The organism is Sporosarcina psychrophila, assembly GCF_001590685.1.
GTDB lineage: Bacteria > Bacillota > Bacilli > Bacillales_A > Planococcaceae > Sporosarcina > Sporosarcina psychrophila.
The window spans coordinates 2314292-2332768 of sequence record NZ_CP014616.1; the positions used below are offsets into that span (position 1 = coordinate 2314292).

Annotated in this window: 19 protein-coding genes and 1 pseudogene; 17 read left to right on the plus strand and 3 right to left on the minus strand. The window is 35.8% G+C overall.

All coding sequences use genetic code 11. The annotated features are described in order from the left end of the window. Window positions 1–13 precede the first annotated feature (13 nt). A complete protein-coding gene (locus AZE41_RS10975) occupies window positions 14–1162 on the minus strand; it encodes an SPFH domain-containing protein (RefSeq protein WP_067209213.1) in 1149 nt (382 codons plus the stop codon). Window positions 1163–1335: 173 nt separating this feature from the next. Between AZE41_RS10975 and AZE41_RS10980 the strand changes: the two genes are divergently transcribed. The 12 genes and pseudogenes from AZE41_RS10980 to AZE41_RS23275 all read left to right on the plus strand — a co-directional run bounded on the left by AZE41_RS10980 (window position 1336) and on the right by AZE41_RS23275 (window position 11803). Next, window positions 1336–2280, plus strand: coding sequence for an MBL fold metallo-hydrolase (locus tag AZE41_RS10980; protein ID WP_067209216.1), 945 nt, complete (start codon window positions 1336–1338; stop codon window positions 2278–2280). After that, window positions 2267–3019 carry an SDR family NAD(P)-dependent oxidoreductase gene (locus AZE41_RS10985; protein ID WP_197485396.1) on the plus strand — a complete coding sequence of 251 codons (753 nt, stop codon included), beginning with the start codon at window positions 2267–2269 and terminating at the stop codon, window positions 3017–3019. The genes AZE41_RS10980 and AZE41_RS10985 overlap by 14 nt, the downstream gene beginning before the upstream one ends. Before the next feature lie 54 nt (window positions 3020–3073). Continuing rightward, a pseudogene (locus tag AZE41_RS23265) lies at window positions 3074–3302 on the plus strand (recombinase family protein); the annotation flags it as partial. Between the two features lie 158 nt (window positions 3303–3460). Further along, on the plus strand, window positions 3461–3787 hold the full coding sequence (locus AZE41_RS10990) for an ArsR/SmtB family transcription factor (RefSeq protein WP_067209217.1): 327 nt from the start codon (window positions 3461–3463) through the stop codon (window positions 3785–3787). Beyond that, window positions 3784–4200, plus strand: coding sequence for an SRPBCC family protein (locus AZE41_RS10995; protein WP_067209220.1), 417 nt, complete (start codon window positions 3784–3786; stop codon window positions 4198–4200). Before AZE41_RS10990 ends, AZE41_RS10995 begins: the two co-directional genes overlap by 4 nt. Window positions 4201–4410: 210 nt before the next feature. Then, entirely contained in the window at window positions 4411–7572 is a 3162-nt protein-coding gene (locus AZE41_RS11000) for an ATP-binding cassette domain-containing protein (protein WP_067209221.1), read from the plus strand. Window positions 7573–7980: 408 nt separating this feature from the next. After that, window positions 7981–8481 (plus strand): hypothetical protein, encoded by a 501-nt coding sequence (locus AZE41_RS11005; protein WP_067209224.1) that lies wholly within the window; start codon window positions 7981–7983, stop codon window positions 8479–8481. Between the two features lie 9 nt (window positions 8482–8490). After that, a complete protein-coding gene (locus AZE41_RS11010) occupies window positions 8491–8712 on the plus strand; it encodes a helix-turn-helix transcriptional regulator (protein ID WP_067209226.1) in 222 nt (73 codons plus the stop codon). Window positions 8713–8816: 104 nt separating this feature from the next. After that, complete coding sequence (aroA, locus tag AZE41_RS11015) at window positions 8817–10175, plus strand: 3-phosphoshikimate 1-carboxyvinyltransferase (protein ID WP_418064796.1); 1359 nt, start codon at window positions 8817–8819, stop codon at window positions 10173–10175. A 110-nt stretch (window positions 10176–10285) separates the two neighbouring features. Continuing rightward, window positions 10286–10753: a VOC family protein gene (locus AZE41_RS11020; RefSeq protein ID WP_067209238.1), complete on the plus strand. Its 468-nt coding sequence runs from the start codon at window positions 10286–10288 to the stop codon at window positions 10751–10753. Window positions 10754–10934: 181 nt separating this feature from the next. After that, window positions 10935–11216: a hypothetical protein gene (locus AZE41_RS23270; RefSeq protein ID WP_231885808.1), complete on the plus strand. Its 282-nt coding sequence runs from the start codon at window positions 10935–10937 to the stop codon at window positions 11214–11216. A gap of 50 nt (window positions 11217–11266) precedes the next feature. Next, entirely contained in the window at window positions 11267–11803 is a 537-nt protein-coding gene (locus AZE41_RS23275) for a phosphotransferase (RefSeq protein ID WP_231885809.1), read from the plus strand. 431 nt (window positions 11804–12234) lie between these two features. Here the strand turns inward: AZE41_RS23275 and AZE41_RS11030 are convergent, their stop codons facing one another. After that, on the minus strand, window positions 12235–12957 hold the full coding sequence (locus AZE41_RS11030; protein ID WP_067209240.1) for a helix-turn-helix domain-containing protein: 723 nt from the start codon (window positions 12955–12957) through the stop codon (window positions 12235–12237). 192 nt (window positions 12958–13149) lie between these two features. Between AZE41_RS11030 and AZE41_RS11035 the strand changes: the two genes are divergently transcribed. The 4 genes from AZE41_RS11035 (at window position 13150) to AZE41_RS11050 (ending at window position 15702) form a co-directional block, all read left to right on the plus strand. Beyond that, complete coding sequence (locus AZE41_RS11035) at window positions 13150–13599, plus strand: hypothetical protein (RefSeq protein WP_067209243.1); 450 nt, start codon at window positions 13150–13152, stop codon at window positions 13597–13599. Window positions 13600–13667: 68 nt separating this feature from the next. Continuing rightward, on the plus strand, window positions 13668–14351 hold the full coding sequence (locus AZE41_RS11040) for a YiiX/YebB-like N1pC/P60 family cysteine hydrolase (RefSeq protein ID WP_067209245.1): 684 nt from the start codon (window positions 13668–13670) through the stop codon (window positions 14349–14351). Between the two features lie 54 nt (window positions 14352–14405). Then, window positions 14406–15392 carry a hypothetical protein gene (locus AZE41_RS11045; RefSeq protein WP_067209247.1) on the plus strand — a complete coding sequence of 329 codons (987 nt, stop codon included), beginning with the start codon at window positions 14406–14408 and terminating at the stop codon, window positions 15390–15392. A gap of 43 nt (window positions 15393–15435) precedes the next feature. Then, window positions 15436–15702 (plus strand): hypothetical protein, encoded by a 267-nt coding sequence (locus AZE41_RS11050; RefSeq protein WP_067209249.1) that lies wholly within the window; start codon window positions 15436–15438, stop codon window positions 15700–15702. 737 nt (window positions 15703–16439) lie between these two features. Here the strand turns inward: AZE41_RS11050 and AZE41_RS11055 are convergent. Beyond that, complete coding sequence (locus tag AZE41_RS11055) at window positions 16440–17300, minus strand: helix-turn-helix domain-containing protein (protein WP_067209252.1); 861 nt, start codon at window positions 17298–17300, stop codon at window positions 16440–16442. A 262-nt stretch (window positions 17301–17562) separates the two neighbouring features. On the opposite strand from AZE41_RS11055, the gene AZE41_RS11060 reads away from it, so the two are divergent. Further along, a complete protein-coding gene (locus AZE41_RS11060; RefSeq protein WP_067209254.1) occupies window positions 17563–18303 on the plus strand; it encodes a hypothetical protein in 741 nt (246 codons plus the stop codon). The last annotated feature ends 174 nt before the right edge of the window (window positions 18304–18477 follow it).

Sequence of the window (18477 nt, forward strand, 5' to 3'; positions counted from 1 at the left end):
ACCTCTCTATCCATCACTGTTGCAGATTGTCGCCACAGTCCCCACAAAACTTTGTATTCGGGGCATTTACCTTGCCACATTTCGCACATGTTTTTTCGGTCACTTTTTTTGCGCCACATTCCCCGCAGAATTTTGCATCTTCATTTATTGCCGCCTGACAGCTAATGCATGGCACTTTTTGCTTTTGTACAGTTTCCCCACATTCGCCGCAAAACTTTGCGTTCGTATTAATGAGTGCCTGACAATGAGGGCAAGTCATTTTTTCTGGTTTCGGTGCTGAAGGCGAATTAGTTTGTTGATGGTTGCCTTGGAGAGCGTTTGCCATCACACTGCCAATCGCAGCCCCTGCACCAATGCCTGCACCTGCACCTGCTAATCCGCCGCCTTCATTTTGCGCCGCATCTCTAATTGCTTCTGCCGCCTGGTATTGCTGATACTGATTCATGTTACCAATAACACCCATTGCAGTTTTTCGATCCAATACTTTTTCCACTTCTTCAGGGAGTGATAAGTTTTCAATATACAACGAAGTGATTTCAAATCCGAATGTACTGAATCGTTGCTTCATCTTCTCTTTGCCTTTTTCACTTAATTCGTCGTAGTTCATCGCTAGATCTAGAGCAGCAATATTCGATTCAGCAAACAGATCTGTAAGTCCCGACAGCACCATTTTTTTCAACTGACCCTCAATGCTGCTGGTGTCATAGGATGCGCTCGTGCCAAACAGTTCTTTTAAGAAAACAACAGGTTCGGATACGCGATATGAGTATATGCCATAGCCACGTAATCGAATGACGCCAAATTCCGAATCGCGCATCATGATTGGATTCGAAGTGCCCCATTTCTGGTTGATGAACTGCTTCGTATTCACAAAATAGACTTCCGCTTTGAAAGGGGAGTCGAATCCAAACTTCCACGACTTTAATTTCGTTAAGATGGGCATGTTTTGTGTGTATAATAGATGACGTCCTGGCCCAAATACATCCGCAATTTCACCTTCATTGACGAAAATGGCAACTTGTGACTCCCTAACGGTTAATTCTGCACCCATTTTTATTTCGTTGTTTTGGACGGGGAAGCGGTAAACCATTGTACTTGCGTTTTGGTCCGTCCATTCAATGACTTCAATAAATTGACTTTTGAAAAATCCGAATAATCCCATGCTTAAGCCCTCCTAGTAATTCTATATCGTCGTAAATAACTGTTAAAATAGATACTTTGATTATACCATTTTAAAACTTCATGGTAGAGAATTGATTCAAAAGATGACGCTTGCTACTAAAAAAGGTACAATGGACTGAATACTCATTCATATTAATAAAGGGGATTTTACATATGATACAGAAAATTGTTATACCAACACCATTCGCAGTTGGCGATGTAAATGCATTTCTGATAAAAGGAGATACATTGTCACTCGTTGATGCGGGGCCGAAAACCCCTGAAGCATTTGAAGCATTGCAACAGGGCATCAAGGAAGCTGGGTATGCATTCAACGATATTGAACAAGTCATTTTGACACACCATCATCCTGATCATGCTGGCTGGATTGACGCGTTTGATAACGCTAAAGTTCTTGGTCATGTGTATAACGATTTATGGCTCAAACGGGATGAAGCTTTTTTCCGCTATCATGATGCGTTTTATCTCGATTGTCTTATCGAAGAAGGAGTGCCTGAGCAGTACCTTGGTTGGGTTAAGAAGATGAAACGATCCACTGCACTTATGGGGGAACGTCCACTGGACAGTATGCTTGCCGAGGGTGATGCGCTTCCGGGGCATCCTGGCTGGACAGTTATGGAAACACCTGGCCACGCTCAAAGCCACATCGTCTTATGGGATGAAGAGAATAGAACAATGATTGGTGGAGACTTAGTGCTTGAAAAAGTGTCTTCAAACCCGCTTATTGAACCACCACTTAATCCTGCACAGGGACGGCCGCATTCTCTATTGCAATATAACGAATCGTTGAAACGTATACTGACATTGCCTGTAGACATTATTTATACTGGGCATGGCAATGAAGTACGGAATGCTCACGAACTTATTGAAAGTCGACTAGTGAAACAGCGCGAACGTGCGTTAAAGGTACTTGCTATGATGAACGATGGCTCAAGGACAATTTTCGAATTAACCCGAGAACTGTTCCCGGCTGTCTATGAAAAAGAACTGGGTCTTACACTCTCTGAAACGATTGGGCAAACTGATTACCTTGTCAATGAAGGGCTAGCTCGCGAAACAAGGGATGAAGGCGGCGTCCTGCATTATGAACAAGCATAAATCGATACTCATAACAGGTGCGACTAGCGGGGTTGGGTACGCACTGACTAAACGGCTGTTGGCAGTAGGTTACGAGGTGTGGGCGACAGGTAGGGCACTTGCCGTTTTAGAGGAGTTGCAACGTGAAGGTGCGAATACGATACCTGCGGATTTTTCGAAAAAAGAAGATGTTGAGCAATTGATGGCAAAAATTGGTTCACCCGATGTCGTCATCTTTTCGGCGGGCGTTGGTTCATTCGATTTCGCTCACGAAACGTCTGATGAAGCAATTCAAAGCATGATGACAGTCAACGTAATCGCACCCATGCAGCTGACTAAACTTCTGTTGCCGAGCATGATGGAACGCCGCAGCGGACATTTGATTTTTCTAGGTTCACAAGCCGGAAAAGTGGCAACACCCAAGGCTTCTATTTATGCTGCGTCTAAGCATGCGATTATCGGCTATACGAACGCGCTTCGTATGGAAGTGGCTCCATTCGATATCCATGTGACAACTATTAACCCAGGTCCGATTGACACACCCTTTCTGGATCTCGCGGATGAAACAGGTACTTATCGCACATCACTTGGCAGGCATTTATTGACTGTGGAAACCGTGGTCGATGCGGTGTTTAAAACAGTAGGGAAACCAGTTCGCGATGTGAATTTACCTTGGTATATGGGTGTCACGAGTAAACTCCACGCAGTCGCTCCGACGCTTGTCGAACGGTTGGGGCGGAAGTATTTTATGAAGAAATAATAGGAATAAGCATTTTGCGAAAGCCGGCGTAATTGCCGGCTTTTTACCTTGAAAAACATATTTTTTGAAGAAAAATTTTCTGAAGCAACAAAGGATCGTGAACAACTTTAGAAGTTGTTAGAGTATCTACGAGGAAATTACATTATTTACGTTATAGACTTAATTCGGATCACTCGAAGTACGCAGAATTTATTTGAATTGATTGATTTAATACGAGGGAAAATGCAAGATTAAATCACTCAAGGATACAGGGCTAAATTTATTAGAAAATAATCCATACAGCCCAATTCCATTAAAGAACCGGATAATAGAATAGCAAGGGAATTTGACATGTCACCTTTAGGTGCCCTATAATAAATAAGACAACAAAAGGTGTCGTAATTATTATGAAGTTTAATCAGTGACGTTATAGGAAATATTAATGAAAAGGCGGGGCTGATTTTGAACGAAAAAAGTCAAGTGAGGGATGTTTATGACGCTGTTGCCGATCCAACAAGGCGAAAGTTAATTCAAATGTTGGCGGATGTTGAAGAATTACCCCTACATGAGATAACCGTTCATTTTCAAATGGGGCGTACAGCAGTATCTAAGCATTTATCGATCCTTAAAGAGGCGAATCTAGTAATTGCTCGAAAGGTCGGTAGGGAAACAAGATATCGGCTGAATGCAACCCCGTTGAAAGAAGTTCAAGATTGGGTATCCTTTTACGAAGGATTCTGGAATGAAAGAATTGCTAAATTAAATCTTTTATTGGAGGAGAAAAAATGAAATCAGATGTATCATTAGATTATCAATTTACAAGTTCTATCGAGCAGGTGTGGAATGCTTTAACGGATTCGGACACACTTGCGAAATGGATATGGGATAATGATTTTAAACCAGTCGTTGGACATAAATTCCAGTTTCGGACAGAGCCTAACGAATGGTGGGATGGCATTGTAGATAGCGAGGTGCTCGAAGTGGACGAGCCTCATAAATTATCTTACACTTGGCTAAGTGCCGGAGAAAGCACTACTGTTACATGGACTTTGAAAGAAGGTTCAGATGGAACTGTCCATCTACATTTCGATCAAACTGGATTTAGTGAAGCAACAAAAGCACAACCAGGAGCCATCGAGGGAGCTACATATGCTTGGACGCAAATGGGTGAGCAACTCGAAAAAGTATTAGCAGAACTGTAAAAATGATTTCTTCATCCTTTATGATGTCTGCTTTTCAGGACTAACTTTATTATAAAAATAATCCATTCTTCAACAATATGGCGCTTTTCCGGAACATGGAAAGCGTCATTTTTAATGGAAGTAAGGATTAAGTAATCTAACAATTTTTGTTTGAATTATAATTTAGCAAACGTGGCAAGACTAAATTTAGAGAATGGAGAGGACAATACTGTGAAAATAAATCAATTAATTGCGAACAATATTAACAACTTAGATGCAACACTACCAGTAGATAAATCGTTAGGAATTGCTGGTTTGTCTGGATCTGGCAAAACAACTTTTTGTCAAACAATTGGTGAAGAATCCAAGAAGCGTCTCGTTTCCTTATTGCCAAAGTCTGAATATCAGTATTTATTTCCCCGTATTATGGAAACCAATTTCAGTGCCATCAAGATGGAAGAAATGCCTTTAGTCCTTTTTCTCGGAAAATCAGCGATTTCTTCCAATCCACGTTCTACAATAGGTACACATACAGGCGTATTTAAAGACATTCGTGTTACCCTTGCTGAAAAATTTGAACTGTCTCCAGAAGTTTTTTCATTTAATAATGAGCTAGGCTGGTGTCCAGGTTGTAAAGGTCGCGGAACTACTAAAAATGTCGAATGTAAAAAGTGTGAGGGCAGGCGCTATAATCCTGAAGTTGAGCAATATAAGATAGATTTATTGGAGCAACCACAGAGCATTTCTGATATCAACAACTTAAGCATTGAATCAATTCTTTCTCTCGGAGAAGAATTACATATTAGTGAAGCGAAACAACATATTCTTAAAAATATTATCAATATGAATATTGGTTACTTAACTTTAAATCGCATTATGGGTACATTGTCAGGTGGAGAATTAACACGACTTTACTTGGCAGAATTCATGGCAACAAGTGAAAATACGGTAATTATAATTGATGAAATCTCCGTGGGTCTTGATCACCAAACACTATTGAAAATTTTAGCAGAGATTAAGCAATTGGGGTATAAGAATCAAATTTGGCTCATTGACCATTCTGACACGGTGCTCGATACAACGGATCAGCAATTGTTCTTTGGGCCTGGTAGTGGTAAATATGGCGGGAAAATTGTTGAAGAATCCCCACGTCCAAAACCAATCTCTTCGGAACGAAATCAAGCAATGCCAACGGAGTACTTTCAGTTTCATGATCTTTACTGTCGTAATATTCAAATGGCTGAAATTCAGATTCCCCAAAATAGACTTATAACCTTTACGGGTGAGTCTGGATGTGGTAAATCTACACTTGTCAATGAGTGTATGGCCAAAGATTTTCTGAAGCGATATCCAAAAGATAAATTGGTAATGGTGGGGCAAAATCGCAACCAATCGATTACCAGTCGGTCAACAGTTGCGACTTTTCTTGATATTAAAAGGAAACTCAAAAAATATAGTGAAGAAATTGATGATATTTTTCAGCGCTCGATTGAAGACATTATTGATGAACTGCCGAATGAAGACATCGCTTATAAACGCCTGAGCCTATTAATTAAACTTGGACTTGGTTATTTGACGTTGGAAAGAAAAACACAGTCTTTATCGAATGGTGAATTTCAATGTGTCCATTTAGTTTCTGAGCTGTTTGCCAACTCGAGAAACCCCCATACGCTTTTTATTTTCGACGAGCCTTCAAAAGGGTTATCACAAAATATTTTAAATCAATTCATTGATAGTATTAGGATCATTCTGCAGGATGAATCTGTCTCAATAATTATGATTGAACATAACTCTTATATGATGGAAAGCTCTGATTTTATCGTTGATTTTGGTAAAAGACAGCTTGCACCTGTTCAACACCTTGATATTGTGAGTCATGATGATTATTATCGTCAACAAAACAGGACGGATAGAGTTACTCCGTTGCAAATTTCTTCAACCATCCATCAACAAAATGGCGTAAACTACTTAAAAGAAAATCAAATTGCCTATTTTAAAAATGCAGAAAACGTCTATAAGGGCGGTATCTTAAAAAGCTTATCATCAATGGCACGGTTGATTTATGGTGAATACGAATCCGAAACAATTGCACCCGTAATCGCCATTGATTTGGAACGACATTTGTATAGTCAATATAGTTTTCTCTATGAAATGGGTGGATTGATCAACCATATTGTAGCAGCTCATCCGACCAATAAAAATACGCAGCGCTTCGATTTCTATAATCAAGACAATCATTGTCCAAGTTGCTCGGGCCGCCGAGTGATTGAAAAGTTTGATATAGATGTTGTGATTCAAGACAAAAACGCTCCGTTCTGGGATGGCCTATTGCATCCAGATGTGATGGAGGTATTAAAACATTATCAATATTCAAGATTGGAATTCATTTTTGATGAAATTAAGAATGAACTCGGTCACGATATGAGTAAAAGTTATAATGAAATGACAAAAGAAGAAAAGCATACCTTTTTATATGGGTATTTAGAAAAGTCGTTTTATGATAAAGCAGCTAAGGCACAGAGAACATGGCAAGGCTTCAATAGTATAATTGGGATGTATATGTTTATTTCGAAATCGATTATTAAAGAGCATATGAAAGCATCCAAAGAGATAATATCATGTCCGATTTGCGAAGGGTCTGTGTTAAACCATCATAATCAACTCAAGTTTGGAAATACGGATATTCGTGAGATTATAAACCAGCCGATTGATCAAGCATTGAAAACGGTAGGAGCGTTACCTGAACTGATAAAATTGAAATCTATTGTCGGCGGAGATATGACTTTGACTGAAGATGTCTCTTTACTGCCTAGGGAAACACAAGTCGCGCTGAAAGTATTTGAATTGGAAATGGCAAGCTTTGCTGGTTATGAAGTGGTGTTACAAAATGCCTTACCATTCTGGGATAAAATTAGCAGCAATATCGAATCCATCAGCACGAATAACCAGGTTACGATCTGCGATTTTGATAAGATCACTGAGACCAGAGAAACGATCATTGATAAGTATTTCACCAATGGAAAATATAAAAAGCTTGTCTATGTCTATGAAGCCTTTGGATATAAAAAAATTGTAACCCAAATTAATAAAATTAAAAAAAGTCATCCATGTCCATTCTGTAAAGGAAAGAAAGTCATTACAGAAGATAATCTCCATGATGGCGTATATAAATTAACGATCCCATGTGTGAGTTGTAATGAAAGTGGCATCACTGAAGAAGGACTTCAGGAAGTTGTCGAAGGTATAGCAGTTGAAACATGGCTTACTGGTAAAGTAAGTGATGTTGTTGAGAAAAACCTATATACTGAGGCCGTTGCAGATATTCCAATCTTCAATCGTATACGTGAGTTAAATAAACGTGATTTGATGGCGGTTTATCAATGCTTGGCTTAAAAGAATATTAAAAGTTTCAATCTAGATAGATGAAAGAACTTCATTAAAGCCCAATTTCTCTATTTTAATTTCCAGAGAAATTGGGCTTTTTAATTTAGAATTTCCTTAACGTTGAAAATCCATATTTTACTGCCAGAACCTCTAAAAATATAATTAAAGGTTACTTTATATTATTCCGAATAGTGTATATATTCCCGATAAACGAAACCTCGCTAGTGCATATAAAAATACAACGCTCGCTACTAGTTTGTTCTCCACTTATAAAACACTCCCGTATAAAGTATTACTGACATCTACTAAGGAGGAGGGATAGCTTAAAATGAGGAAGAAACATCGCAACCGATAATAATATTGATATATGTACTAGCGAGGTGTATGATTATTAAAAATATTAGGGGTTGTCTAATTATGAAGTTACCTTCGTTTCAGCAAGCTGTTGGATTTAGTGTTGGTGATGCCCTATCCTTGTTCTTGTTAAGAACTATTCTTGAACGAGAAAATTATTCAAAAGCACTCTATGAACACTTCAACTTGGATTTCCCAGGACGTTCCGTTTCCTATGAATATGTCGCACGTACTACCAACGCTTTAGAAAATAATGGTTTTCTTTTTTCCCGAACAGAAGGCCGCAAAAAGGTCTTTCAAATTACTGAAAAAGGAAAAGCTCGTCTTCTGGAATACGAAACTATTTATGCACTTCGCTTTAGTGAAGTTTCGACTGTCATAGATAGGTTCTATTACTTTTTAACTAAAAATGGATCACTACCACATGCCTCGATTGAGCCACTACACGAAGACTTTAGATTATTTATATCAAAATTGCTATCTGTAAAGGATGTTGTACGATTTATGGCTCTGCGACTTAGCTTAAATCGTCAATCTTTTCATATGGCCGAAGTTCAGGAGTAATTGAATAGTTTGTTTGGTTGGTCTCCATCTAATGGCTATTTGTACAATATAGCGCGTGAAATGGAAGAAACAAATTTATTGGTTGGTTTCTGGCCAGATGAAAGAAGAACAATTCGTAAATTATATAAAACGGATGAAAGTGAACAATTCTACATAATCGTATCAGCTTCATTGACTGAAAGAATCATCCAAGTTCGTAGATACTTACATTACGTTTTAAAAACGGTATGAATTACACATCTATTTAGCATATTTGTAATTGAAATAAACACAAGTAGTGTAGTTTTATGATAAAGTACTAGTAAGATATATCGGAAAATTCAATCTCGGGAAGGGTGTTTAATTTGAGTAATGTAGATTTGAAAGCACGGTCACCGTGGTCAACCTTAAATCAAGTTCAAAGTGTAAGTCTATCTCCACCTGAAGTGCAATCCATTAACGGTGAAATAAGCATACCAGGGAGTAAAAGTCTTACGAATAGAGCGTTGATACTAGCAGCTTTAGCTAACGGAACTTCAACATTATCCGGAATCTTAAAAAGTGATGATTCATATTGGTGTATCGATGTACTCAATAGCCTTGGCATCAAGACCGAACTAGAAGGGGATACGATTACCGTTCATGGCAATAATGCAGTTTGGCCAAATGAAAATGCAGACTTATACATTGGGGCTGCAGGCACGATTGCTCGTTTTCTTCCTGGTGCATTAGCAGTTGCGAAAAAAGGAAATTGGGTTATTGAGGCAAGTAACAGTATGAGTGAACGGCCAGTAAAACCTTTAATAGACGTACTTACCGCAATGGGAGCAAAGATCGACTATCTGGATAAAGACGGTTATTTCCCTCTCCGTATAATAGCAAATGAACTCACGGGAGGTTCAGTTAGTATTTCTGGAAAGATTTCAAGTCAATTTATAAGTGGCGTGCTACTGGCAAGTCCGTATGCAAAAAAAGCTGTAACTGTAACGATCCCTGATCGCATTGTTCAGCCAGACTACGTTGAAATAACACTAAATCTAATGGAGAAATTCGGAGTACAAGCCCAATTTACTGAAGACCTTAGGGAAATTGTTAATCCTCAATCAGAATACAAGAGCTGTGATCTCGAGTTAGAAGCAGATGCTTCAACTGTAAGTTATTTTTTAGCCTTAGCAGCTATTACGAATGGTCGCATTAAGATCACCAATCTTTCTCCCGAAAACAGTCAACCTGATATTAATATGATTAATGTCTATGAAAAAATGGGGTGCACTGTTACTAGAGGAGAAGGCTTTATTGAGTTAGTTGGAACACCTAAGTTGAAGGGCGGGTTTGAGATTAGCATGCTCGATATGTCAGATCAGACGTTGACACTAGCCGCAATCGCTCCATTTGCAACGGGTCCGATTACAATCAGAGATGTTGAACATATTCGCTATCATGAATCAGATCGAATAAGTGCTATTTGTACAGAATTACAAAAGTTGGGCATTAAAGTCGAAGAGTATAAAGACGGGTTAACCGTTTACCCAGGAACACCACATGCTGCAACATTGGATTCCTATGACGATCATCGAGTGGCAATGTCATTAGCATTGATTGGCGCAAAGGTTCCGGGGGTGGTCATTAATGATCCAGGGTGTGTGTCAAAGACTTGTCCAACTTTTTTTGACTTACTGCAGCAATTAGGTGTGAATGTTGAGTATTCAAATTGATTGGTTGAATAAGGGCTTTTGATCAAGAGAGTATTCATGCAATCGAGAAAAGCATTGCTACGAACAGGGAATAAACCAGTTGAAAACAAATAGGAGATAATGAAAATAATATGATTAAAGGATTATACGAAGCCCATTTACCCGTAAGTGACCTAGAACGCTCAATTAAATTTTATGAAAGTTTAGGATTAGAATTTGACCATAGAATAGAGGCTAGAGTAGCATTCCTTTGGTTAGAAAAAGACAAAAGTTGGTTAGGTTTATGGCAAACAGACAAAGTAAATCTCGACTATCACCCATCAATCCGACATATTGCTTTCCATGTAGAACTAGAAGATTTACGGAATTCGCGAAAATGGCTTGCAGAAAGAAACATCGAGGCTAGAAAAGCGTTTGGTTTTGAACCAATCGAACCATTCGTTATGCCTAACGAGAGATATGGCCATGCCAAAATACATTTTAATGATCCAGATGGAAACAGTTTAGAATTTATCTGTAAAGTTGAGAAAAACAATCCTAACGTAACCAGTAATATGTATTTGAGCGATTGGGAGAAAGCTAATTTCTCTCCTAAATAAAAACAGTCAATTCTTAATCAAACAGTTCATCATTTTTATCCTAAAGGGGTAGCATTCAGCAAATCCAAATTAATAATTTGGATTTCTTAGTGTTGTCAGTGAGAAATAAACCTTTATTTACTTCATAAAAGCATCAGATGGTATTAAATGAAAATGAATTGTCTACAAGGAGCGTTATTCAATGAACGAACAATCAAAGATTGATGAAATATGCATTGGCCTGCAGGATAAAGGCATAATTAATCTCAATAAACAAAGAATTACTAAAATGAAGAGTGGAACGACTGATGGCCTTGTCTATAGCGTTTCGGAAAACAACGTACCCAAATATGTGCTTAAATTGGATCATCCAAAACAAATCAATTTTGCTAGTCGTTTTTTTCATACGTATCAAAATGTTCGTCTACTTCCTAAACTCTATTATACAGATCCTGAAAAAAGTTTATTCTGTATGCGTATATAGAAGGTACGACTCATTCTAATCGTGGTTCAAAAATAGAATGGATGACCCTTTTGGTAAATGAACTATTTAACCACTACGTCAAATACGATCAGAATGCCAGCTGGGGAAGACTAGATGGAATACCACAACAAACTTGGTATGATTTCAATAGAAGTAGTTTGGAATCAGCGCGTACAAATATAAGGGATTTATTGCCAAATGAAGATTATTTTAAGGTGGAATCAATAGTTGAACGAATAGCTTCGGTTGAAAAACAGGAAACTAAATACTTGCTTCACGGGGATACCGGAGTTCACAATCTTGTGTTTCAAAATAACACACTTAGCGGAATTATAGATCCATCACCTATGGTAGGTCCTATAATCTACGACTTTACCTATGCATTTTGTTCATCATCTGATGACTTGAATATAGAAACATTACTTTCAACATTTTCATTACTTAAACAAGTGCCCATAGAGGAAACAAGACTTATAGAAGAAGTTATTTTCCAACTTTATACGCGGATTGGAATTTGTATTAGGGTCCATCCGCATGATTTAGAGGGCTATCTTAAAGCTTGGGAATACTGGAAACAACTGAGCTAGCAAGTGCTTTACAGACAAATAGAAAGCGTCACAAAGGGCAGCTCCATAAGTCGGAATTTCAACGACTTATGGGGCTGCCCTGATTTAATCTCTAAATGTACTCCCCAAAACCTTCCGATTTCCACGAATGAATTGCATGACGTTCCTTCTCGAAGACCTTTTCCAAGTAAATCATTGTCGTTTCAATCTTCTCGTGTCCAAGGGATCGCATGATGTCGTAATTAACCTGAATTGTACATATTGCAAATAACGCCAAAACCCCTTGGTACTACTGGGTTTTGGCGTTGTTTATTGTATCTCAGTTGGACCGGAAAGTGCGATTAACGCAATGCATTAACTGTTATATTCCTAGAAGTACCAGAAGCTGAAGATGCAACTTGAAAAACCATCTTACCAGTTTATCTATCATTCGGATTTTTATACCAATCTAATCATTTATAGTAAGCATATTCTTTTTCGACATTAACCAAAAAATCCAAGTCATCGTAAATTTTTAGAAGCAGTCGGGCTTGCTGGATACAAGTGGTTGCGTTGGTTCTTCCTAACTTATTATTGCAAATGGAAATTCTAGCAAAACAAACCGCAAGTGATTGGTATGACATCGATTTTTTATGCTTTTGAATAATTATAGTTAACATTTCTAACGCTTTTAAAAAGTCTCCCTCTTTAATAAGTAATAATGTGAGATTAATTTTAAATGAAATTATTAATTTTTGTGAATTCTGAAATCCATCATAAAGTTCAAGTCTTTCAATAATACGAACGATATTAATATCATTCTTAATATTAAGGGATATTAGTGCTTCACATATAAGTTTAATATCCAGTAATAAAATGTTTTGGTGTTTTTTTAAAGCATTATTAATTTCTATTTTTATCTTTTCCAATGCAGTTACATCATTATAGGGTAATGAAAAGAAGTTATTGATTATTTGCTGAACCTGTCCATGTTTGAAATCATTATTAATAAATCTTACTTCTTCCAAAGTCATATCTAATCTATCCAGAAAATTTATATAGGCAATAGAATGAACATCTGATAGTTCAGCTTCAAACTTAGAATATGATGACTGGGAGAGGATGTCTTTAGCAACATACTTTTGTGTATACCCTTTATTTATCCTTATTTTTTTTATTGTATTTCCATTCAGCAAACTATTTCACCTCAACAATATTCTTTTTTGAATATTATGTAGCTATTTAATATTCTTACTTTACTATAGATTCAGGGGGTGCACAATGGAATTTATACTAGTTTTGTTAGATATATGGATTATTGGAGGTGGTTAAAAGAATTGACCGGTAAACCAAAATAAATTAAATTTAGAAAGCAGGGTGCAAATTTCATGCGTAAAAAAATAATTTCTTTATTCGTAATACTTATTGTATCTCTTAATTTGGTATCCCAAAGTGCATATGCTAATAGCGATGGAGAAATATTAACACCTATTAGCAGTGAAGAAACATTAACACCTAGTGCTGTTATTAATCCTGGTTCTGCTGCGGTTGGCGTCACGTTAAAAACAAATCAATTTGTTGCTGTATCGGATAGTATAAAGATTATTGACGGAACAGGAAATGTGTACATGCAAGCAGAAAATGGAGCTGTTACAGTAGGTATTTATTACGTTTATGCTGGTGGTCCTGATAAATTACTTAAAGAATATGTAGTTCTACCAGGAAAAACTTTAAATACTACCATAAAAGACATGGTACCAGCAACTTATGTAATTAAAGTATATAGAGGAAACCCGGATATCACTAATACTTCGGCTTTTGGTTATCTTGCAGACTAATAATGAAAATAAAATTTACTCGCTTGATTTAGTGAGTACTGAATATGCCAAAAAGGGGAATGGAAAATATGTATAAAAAGAAAATCATGTTATCTCTAGCATTAGCAGTATCTTTTTTAGCAACGAATCAACAAAATAATGTCAAAGCAGAAGAAGTCAATGACCAAAATATTGAATTTAAGAGCACAATACCTGAGGGTTACTATGATGAAGTTTTGGAAGGACAAAAAGATACCGCTGAATACATTAAAAATATGCAGTTAGAAAATCAAAAACTAACTAACTCCGATGTAGAAACTTTTGCTGTACCTATACCAGATGGCTCTATGGGGAATACAGGCGATATTCTTTATACTCCAAGTGGATTTAGTTCTACATCCCTACCTGTAGGAGGCCACGCAGCAATTGTTGTTGATCGTTATTCAACAATAGAAGCTATGGGATTAAGGCAGGATACTGATGGGGTGAGATATTGGACGAATAACTTTAAAGAGCGATATAAAGATGCTCGGGCTTATACAGTAATTGGCGCAACTGCAAGTCAAAAGCAAAGTGCAGTTAACAATGCTAAATACGAACTTTATGATCCTTATAACTATTCATTCTATGAAAAAACTAGAACAGATGCTTTCTATTGCTCACAATTAGTATGGAGAGCTTGGTATGACCTAGGAGTCGAACTAGATTATAATGGAGGAACTGCAGTCTGGCCTATCGACTTAACTAAAGGCAGTAAAGTGAAAGCAATTTAAATAAGTGAAAAAGAAAGCAGAATTTGCTTTCTTTTTTTAATAGGGGAATGTGAAATGAAAAAATCTATCTTAATTACTGTAATCCTTTCTCTGCTATTTATGCTGGGGTGTAATCAGAAACAAAAAGAAGACTTTGTACTATTGGAAAGTAATTTAACAGATGAAGACAGTAAGTTGTTGTTCTTAGATTCTAATCTCAAGGAAATAGAAACAAAAGTGATTAAAAGTAATGGGTTAACGTCATTGATCAATGATGAAGAAAAATTGTTATCAATAAGCCCTTATAAATCTGAGTATATTACAGTTAGTAAAGATGAAATAGATATAACTGACTCTAAACTCCCTCACCCCTTATTTATGATTCCGTTTAATAATGAAAAAATGTTTGTCTATAATTATGATAAAGAAAATGATATGAATTATTATACTTATAAGATGGAAGGGCGAAAAGGTTCAGAGCCATTCAGACTAAAAGGAATTCCTTTTTCAATAACTTCTGATAAAAAATCATTATTTATTTACAGTAGAGATTTTACAGAACCTATTGAAAATCAATTTACATTAAGTGTTGTCGATACTATAGACAATAGCATAGTCAAAGAATTAGTAATAGATGGACCTTTGGTTTCGTCCGATTTGTCTGTTCATGACAATCAGTTATATATATCCCTGGTAGACATGGATAATGGTGATAGTTATATATATACATTGAACCTTGAAAACTGGCAGTTGGAAATAAAAAAATTAAAAGAAAAAAATATTCTTGGAGTATATATACAGAAAAATAACGTTTATGCTATATATTCTAACTCTGGGAAGTCATTATTAATTAAATATAATAATGATTTTAGTAAATTACTAGAAAGTACGGAAATAGGGTATACTATTGAAAAACCGAAGTTTAGTAAAGATATGATGTATTTTATTTCAAATAAAGATGATAATTCTACTTTTTTATCTTTTGATTTAAAAAAATTAAAAATCAATAATGTCACGGAAATCCCTAGTTCAATTATAGATTATGTTATTCTAAGTCAATAAAAGAGATACTAGAAGATTAAGTAAATAGAGAGGTTGATTACAAATGAAAAGGAAATTTAGTATTTATTCATTATTACTAATTATTATTGGTATTTTCATGTCGATTATGTCGTTCCCTCCATTGAATATAACTTTTCTTGGATGGACTGGTATCTTTATTGGATTTAGTATTTACCTACTTGGAATCGTACTAGGTTTTATAGCTATATATATAAAAGAAAAGGGTTTCTTGAAGTACATATCTGTAATCTCTATCTTATTCGGAATTGTATTTGTGACATTTATATTTGCTATTGTTGGTCAAGTATAAAAACAAAGAACTTTGACGGTAATTATTACTTGTTTACATTATTTATCGATGTTCTCTTAGGTTACGGGGCTAAAAAGGGAGAGGACAATAAGTAATTTGATTTTAAAACAATCTGGCGCGATTGTTGGACAAATGTTTTTTAAAAAAGGGTGGCTGCGGTTACTCTTTTTTTATTTCGCCAGTGGAAAAAATAACGGGAAGTGTCAACGATACATTCTTAAAGTTGAGTAATAAAGATGAATCTTTGTGGTAGAAATTGAAGGGTTACAAGGGCTTCTCACGATGTGAAGCCCTTGTAACCCTTTTTATATGTCTTGTTTTGTGATGACGACTTAAGAGGAGTACCCTCGCGCAACAGCTCTAAAACTACGGTTTTAGTTCTGTTATGTGAGTTTTTTTATGCTTAGATGTATTCCCCAAATAAGTTTGGTTTCCATGCATGAATCGCATGGCGTTCTTTCTCAAAGATCTTCTCCAAATAGTTCATTGTCGTTTCAATCTTCTTAGAACACGATTAAAAGGATCCAAGATACTCAAGCCTACCTCAAATGAGGGGAGTGAAGTAGGTCTGTTTTATTATGTTCAAGTTCCCAAGGAGTACACAACCTACTCTACACCTCTGCTATATAAAAAATATAGCAGTATAGACCAAGGCATTGGTCTGTACTGCTAAAATTGGTATGTATTGATACTTTTAAAAAACCTGTATAGCAAGGAATCAAAGTTATGAAAAAAATTCAGTCACAGGAGTATTTTTTATATTCAAGTTGAATCATCTGTTTAAACAACTCATCCTCATAGATTTCTAAGAGAAGTTCTATTTTTCGATTGATTGTGTTTTCTTTTCCCCTTGATGTATACGAATAACATATTGCCATACGATTATAACAAACTGCTAATGGTTTATAGGATAACTCTTGCAAATGTGATTCTATAAGTTTTTCCAATCTATTAAGTGCTTCCGAAAACATACCGTTTTTAATGAGTAGTAACGATAAATTGAGTGTAAGAGTTGATCTTAGCCTTATTGCTTCTTCAAAGTTTTTATAAATTTTAAGTCTTTCCAGAAGTTTATCTGTAATATATATAACCACATCATCATCAAAAAAGTATAAAATTACATTCATCATTTGTATATCCAATAAATACCATTGATCATAGTATGAGATTCTTTCCCATACTTTATTCACTTTTTCTCTTGCCTTCTTAAAATCACCAGTAGTCTCTATAATTAATAGAGATTCGCAGATACTTCTCAATTCCTCTAAGACAATATTTCTATTTCCAAAAAGATGATATTCATCTATTGAACTTATAACTTTAGAAATTTCAGTCTTATTATTATACGGTAAACGGAAAAAACTTTTGACTATTTCTGTGGGTTTATTGAATTGATAATCATTATGAATATAACTAAGTTCATCAGTGGTTAATTGGAGTTGTAACAAAAGGTGCATGAAATTTGTCGAAAGAATATCCGATTTGTCAGATTCGAAATTTGAATAGGTTGCTTGTGTGAATAAGTTTCCTGTAACCTCTTTTTGAGTATATCCTTTATTTTTTCTAATCTTCTTAATTGTCCCGCCATAATTCGACATAATTCCCTCCATTTATTATTTTTCTTATATTTTGTAATTATACCGTACTTTAGATTTATTATATAAGAAAGGAGGGAAATAAATTGGAAATTATTTTTATTATTTTAGATATTTGGTTGATTTCTGGAGGCTGAAAATTAGTTTAATTAATTTTTTCATTTGAAATAAGCTTGATAAACAAAAGTGAGATTCATCCACAATAAAAAGGAGTGAGAAAAATGAAAAAAGCGTATTTGTATTTTTATTAGCATTAATTGCTTTAGTGCCTAACTCTGTATTTGCATCTAGTAACACAGGTAATTTTGAAGAAATAGTAATTTTTGAACAAGAGGAAATTACGGACAGAGACAAAATTGTAGAAAGGGCTATTAAAGGAGAGACAGATGTAAATGATTTTGATTTTGAAGTGGTGCCTTCTGTAACTGAAATCACTACCAAAGATGGCTTGAAAAATGCAATTGAGCCATCTTTAAGTAAAAGTGACTCGAAAGATATAAATGAAGAAGACTTTGAAGTGTTTAAAACTACACAGAAACTCAAAGAAACTCAATTATCAGACGGGTCAATAGTTACTGATTATGTAACAAATGCTGTAGTAGTATACGATGAAAGATCATCGGGTACCAAAACAGACGGTTCATATACCGTAAGTGGTGAAGTGTCTATCCGTTGGCAGCAAATGAATGACGGGAAAATCAAATGGAAAGTTTTTAGCACCAAAGGAAGTTGGACAGTATTAGATACAGCTTTTTCTCTATCAAATAGAAAAGTGCACTACGGACAAGTGGGATTAGAGGCATGCATCTATAATGATTGTAATGAAGTTAAATCCCCTACCTCAAATTCTTACCTATATCACGCTCCAACAACTTGGCCGTGGTTGAGCATGTTTACTGGAGCAGCCAGCGTGTCATCTAATACTTCAGTTAATGTGAATAGAGGGTCTTCTACATTTGTGTTCAACGTTCAAATAATAAAACATGGTAACTCGGCTGTCGATTAATCAGGAAAAAACCATTTTGAATATTGCATTCAAAATGGTTTTTTCTTTTGCTATTTTATTTTTTAAATTATAATTCAATATATTATGTGTTTTATGTTATAATTGCGAATATCTAGAGAGTTAACGCGTGTGAGAATTATAATCTTTAGCTTATTTCTATGAAAAGGTATGAAT

Bases quoted from the DNA above. Each gene is read 5' to 3' on its own strand.
- AZE41_RS11040 (WP_067209245.1), top strand. From the start codon at position 13,668: ATGTATAAAAAGAAAATCATGTTATCTCTAGCATTAGCAGTATCTTTT.
- AZE41_RS10980 (WP_067209216.1), top strand. From the start codon at position 1,336: ATGATACAGAAAATTGTTATACCAACACCATTCGCAGTTGGCGATGTA.
- AZE41_RS11020 (WP_067209238.1), top strand. From the start codon at position 10,286: ATGATTAAAGGATTATACGAAGCCCATTTACCCGTAAGTGACCTAGAA.
- AZE41_RS10995 (WP_067209220.1), top strand. From the start codon at position 3,784: ATGAAATCAGATGTATCATTAGATTATCAATTTACAAGTTCTATCGAG.
- AZE41_RS11055 (WP_067209252.1), bottom strand. From the start codon at position 17,300: ATGTCGAATTATGGCGGGACAATTAAGAAGATTAGAAAAAATAAAGGA.
- AZE41_RS11005 (WP_067209224.1), top strand. From the start codon at position 7,981: ATGAAGTTACCTTCGTTTCAGCAAGCTGTTGGATTTAGTGTTGGTGAT.
- AZE41_RS23270 (WP_231885808.1), top strand. From the start codon at position 10,935: ATGAACGAACAATCAAAGATTGATGAAATATGCATTGGCCTGCAGGAT.
- AZE41_RS10985 (WP_197485396.1), top strand. From the start codon at position 2,267: ATGAACAAGCATAAATCGATACTCATAACAGGTGCGACTAGCGGGGTT.
- AZE41_RS10975 (WP_067209213.1), bottom strand. From the start codon at position 1,162: ATGGGATTATTCGGATTTTTCAAAAGTCAATTTATTGAAGTCATTGAA.
- AZE41_RS11050 (WP_067209249.1), top strand. From the start codon at position 15,436: ATGAAAAGGAAATTTAGTATTTATTCATTATTACTAATTATTATTGGT.
- AZE41_RS11035 (WP_067209243.1), top strand. From the start codon at position 13,150: ATGCGTAAAAAAATAATTTCTTTATTCGTAATACTTATTGTATCTCTT.
- AZE41_RS11045 (WP_067209247.1), top strand. From the start codon at position 14,406: ATGAAAAAATCTATCTTAATTACTGTAATCCTTTCTCTGCTATTTATG.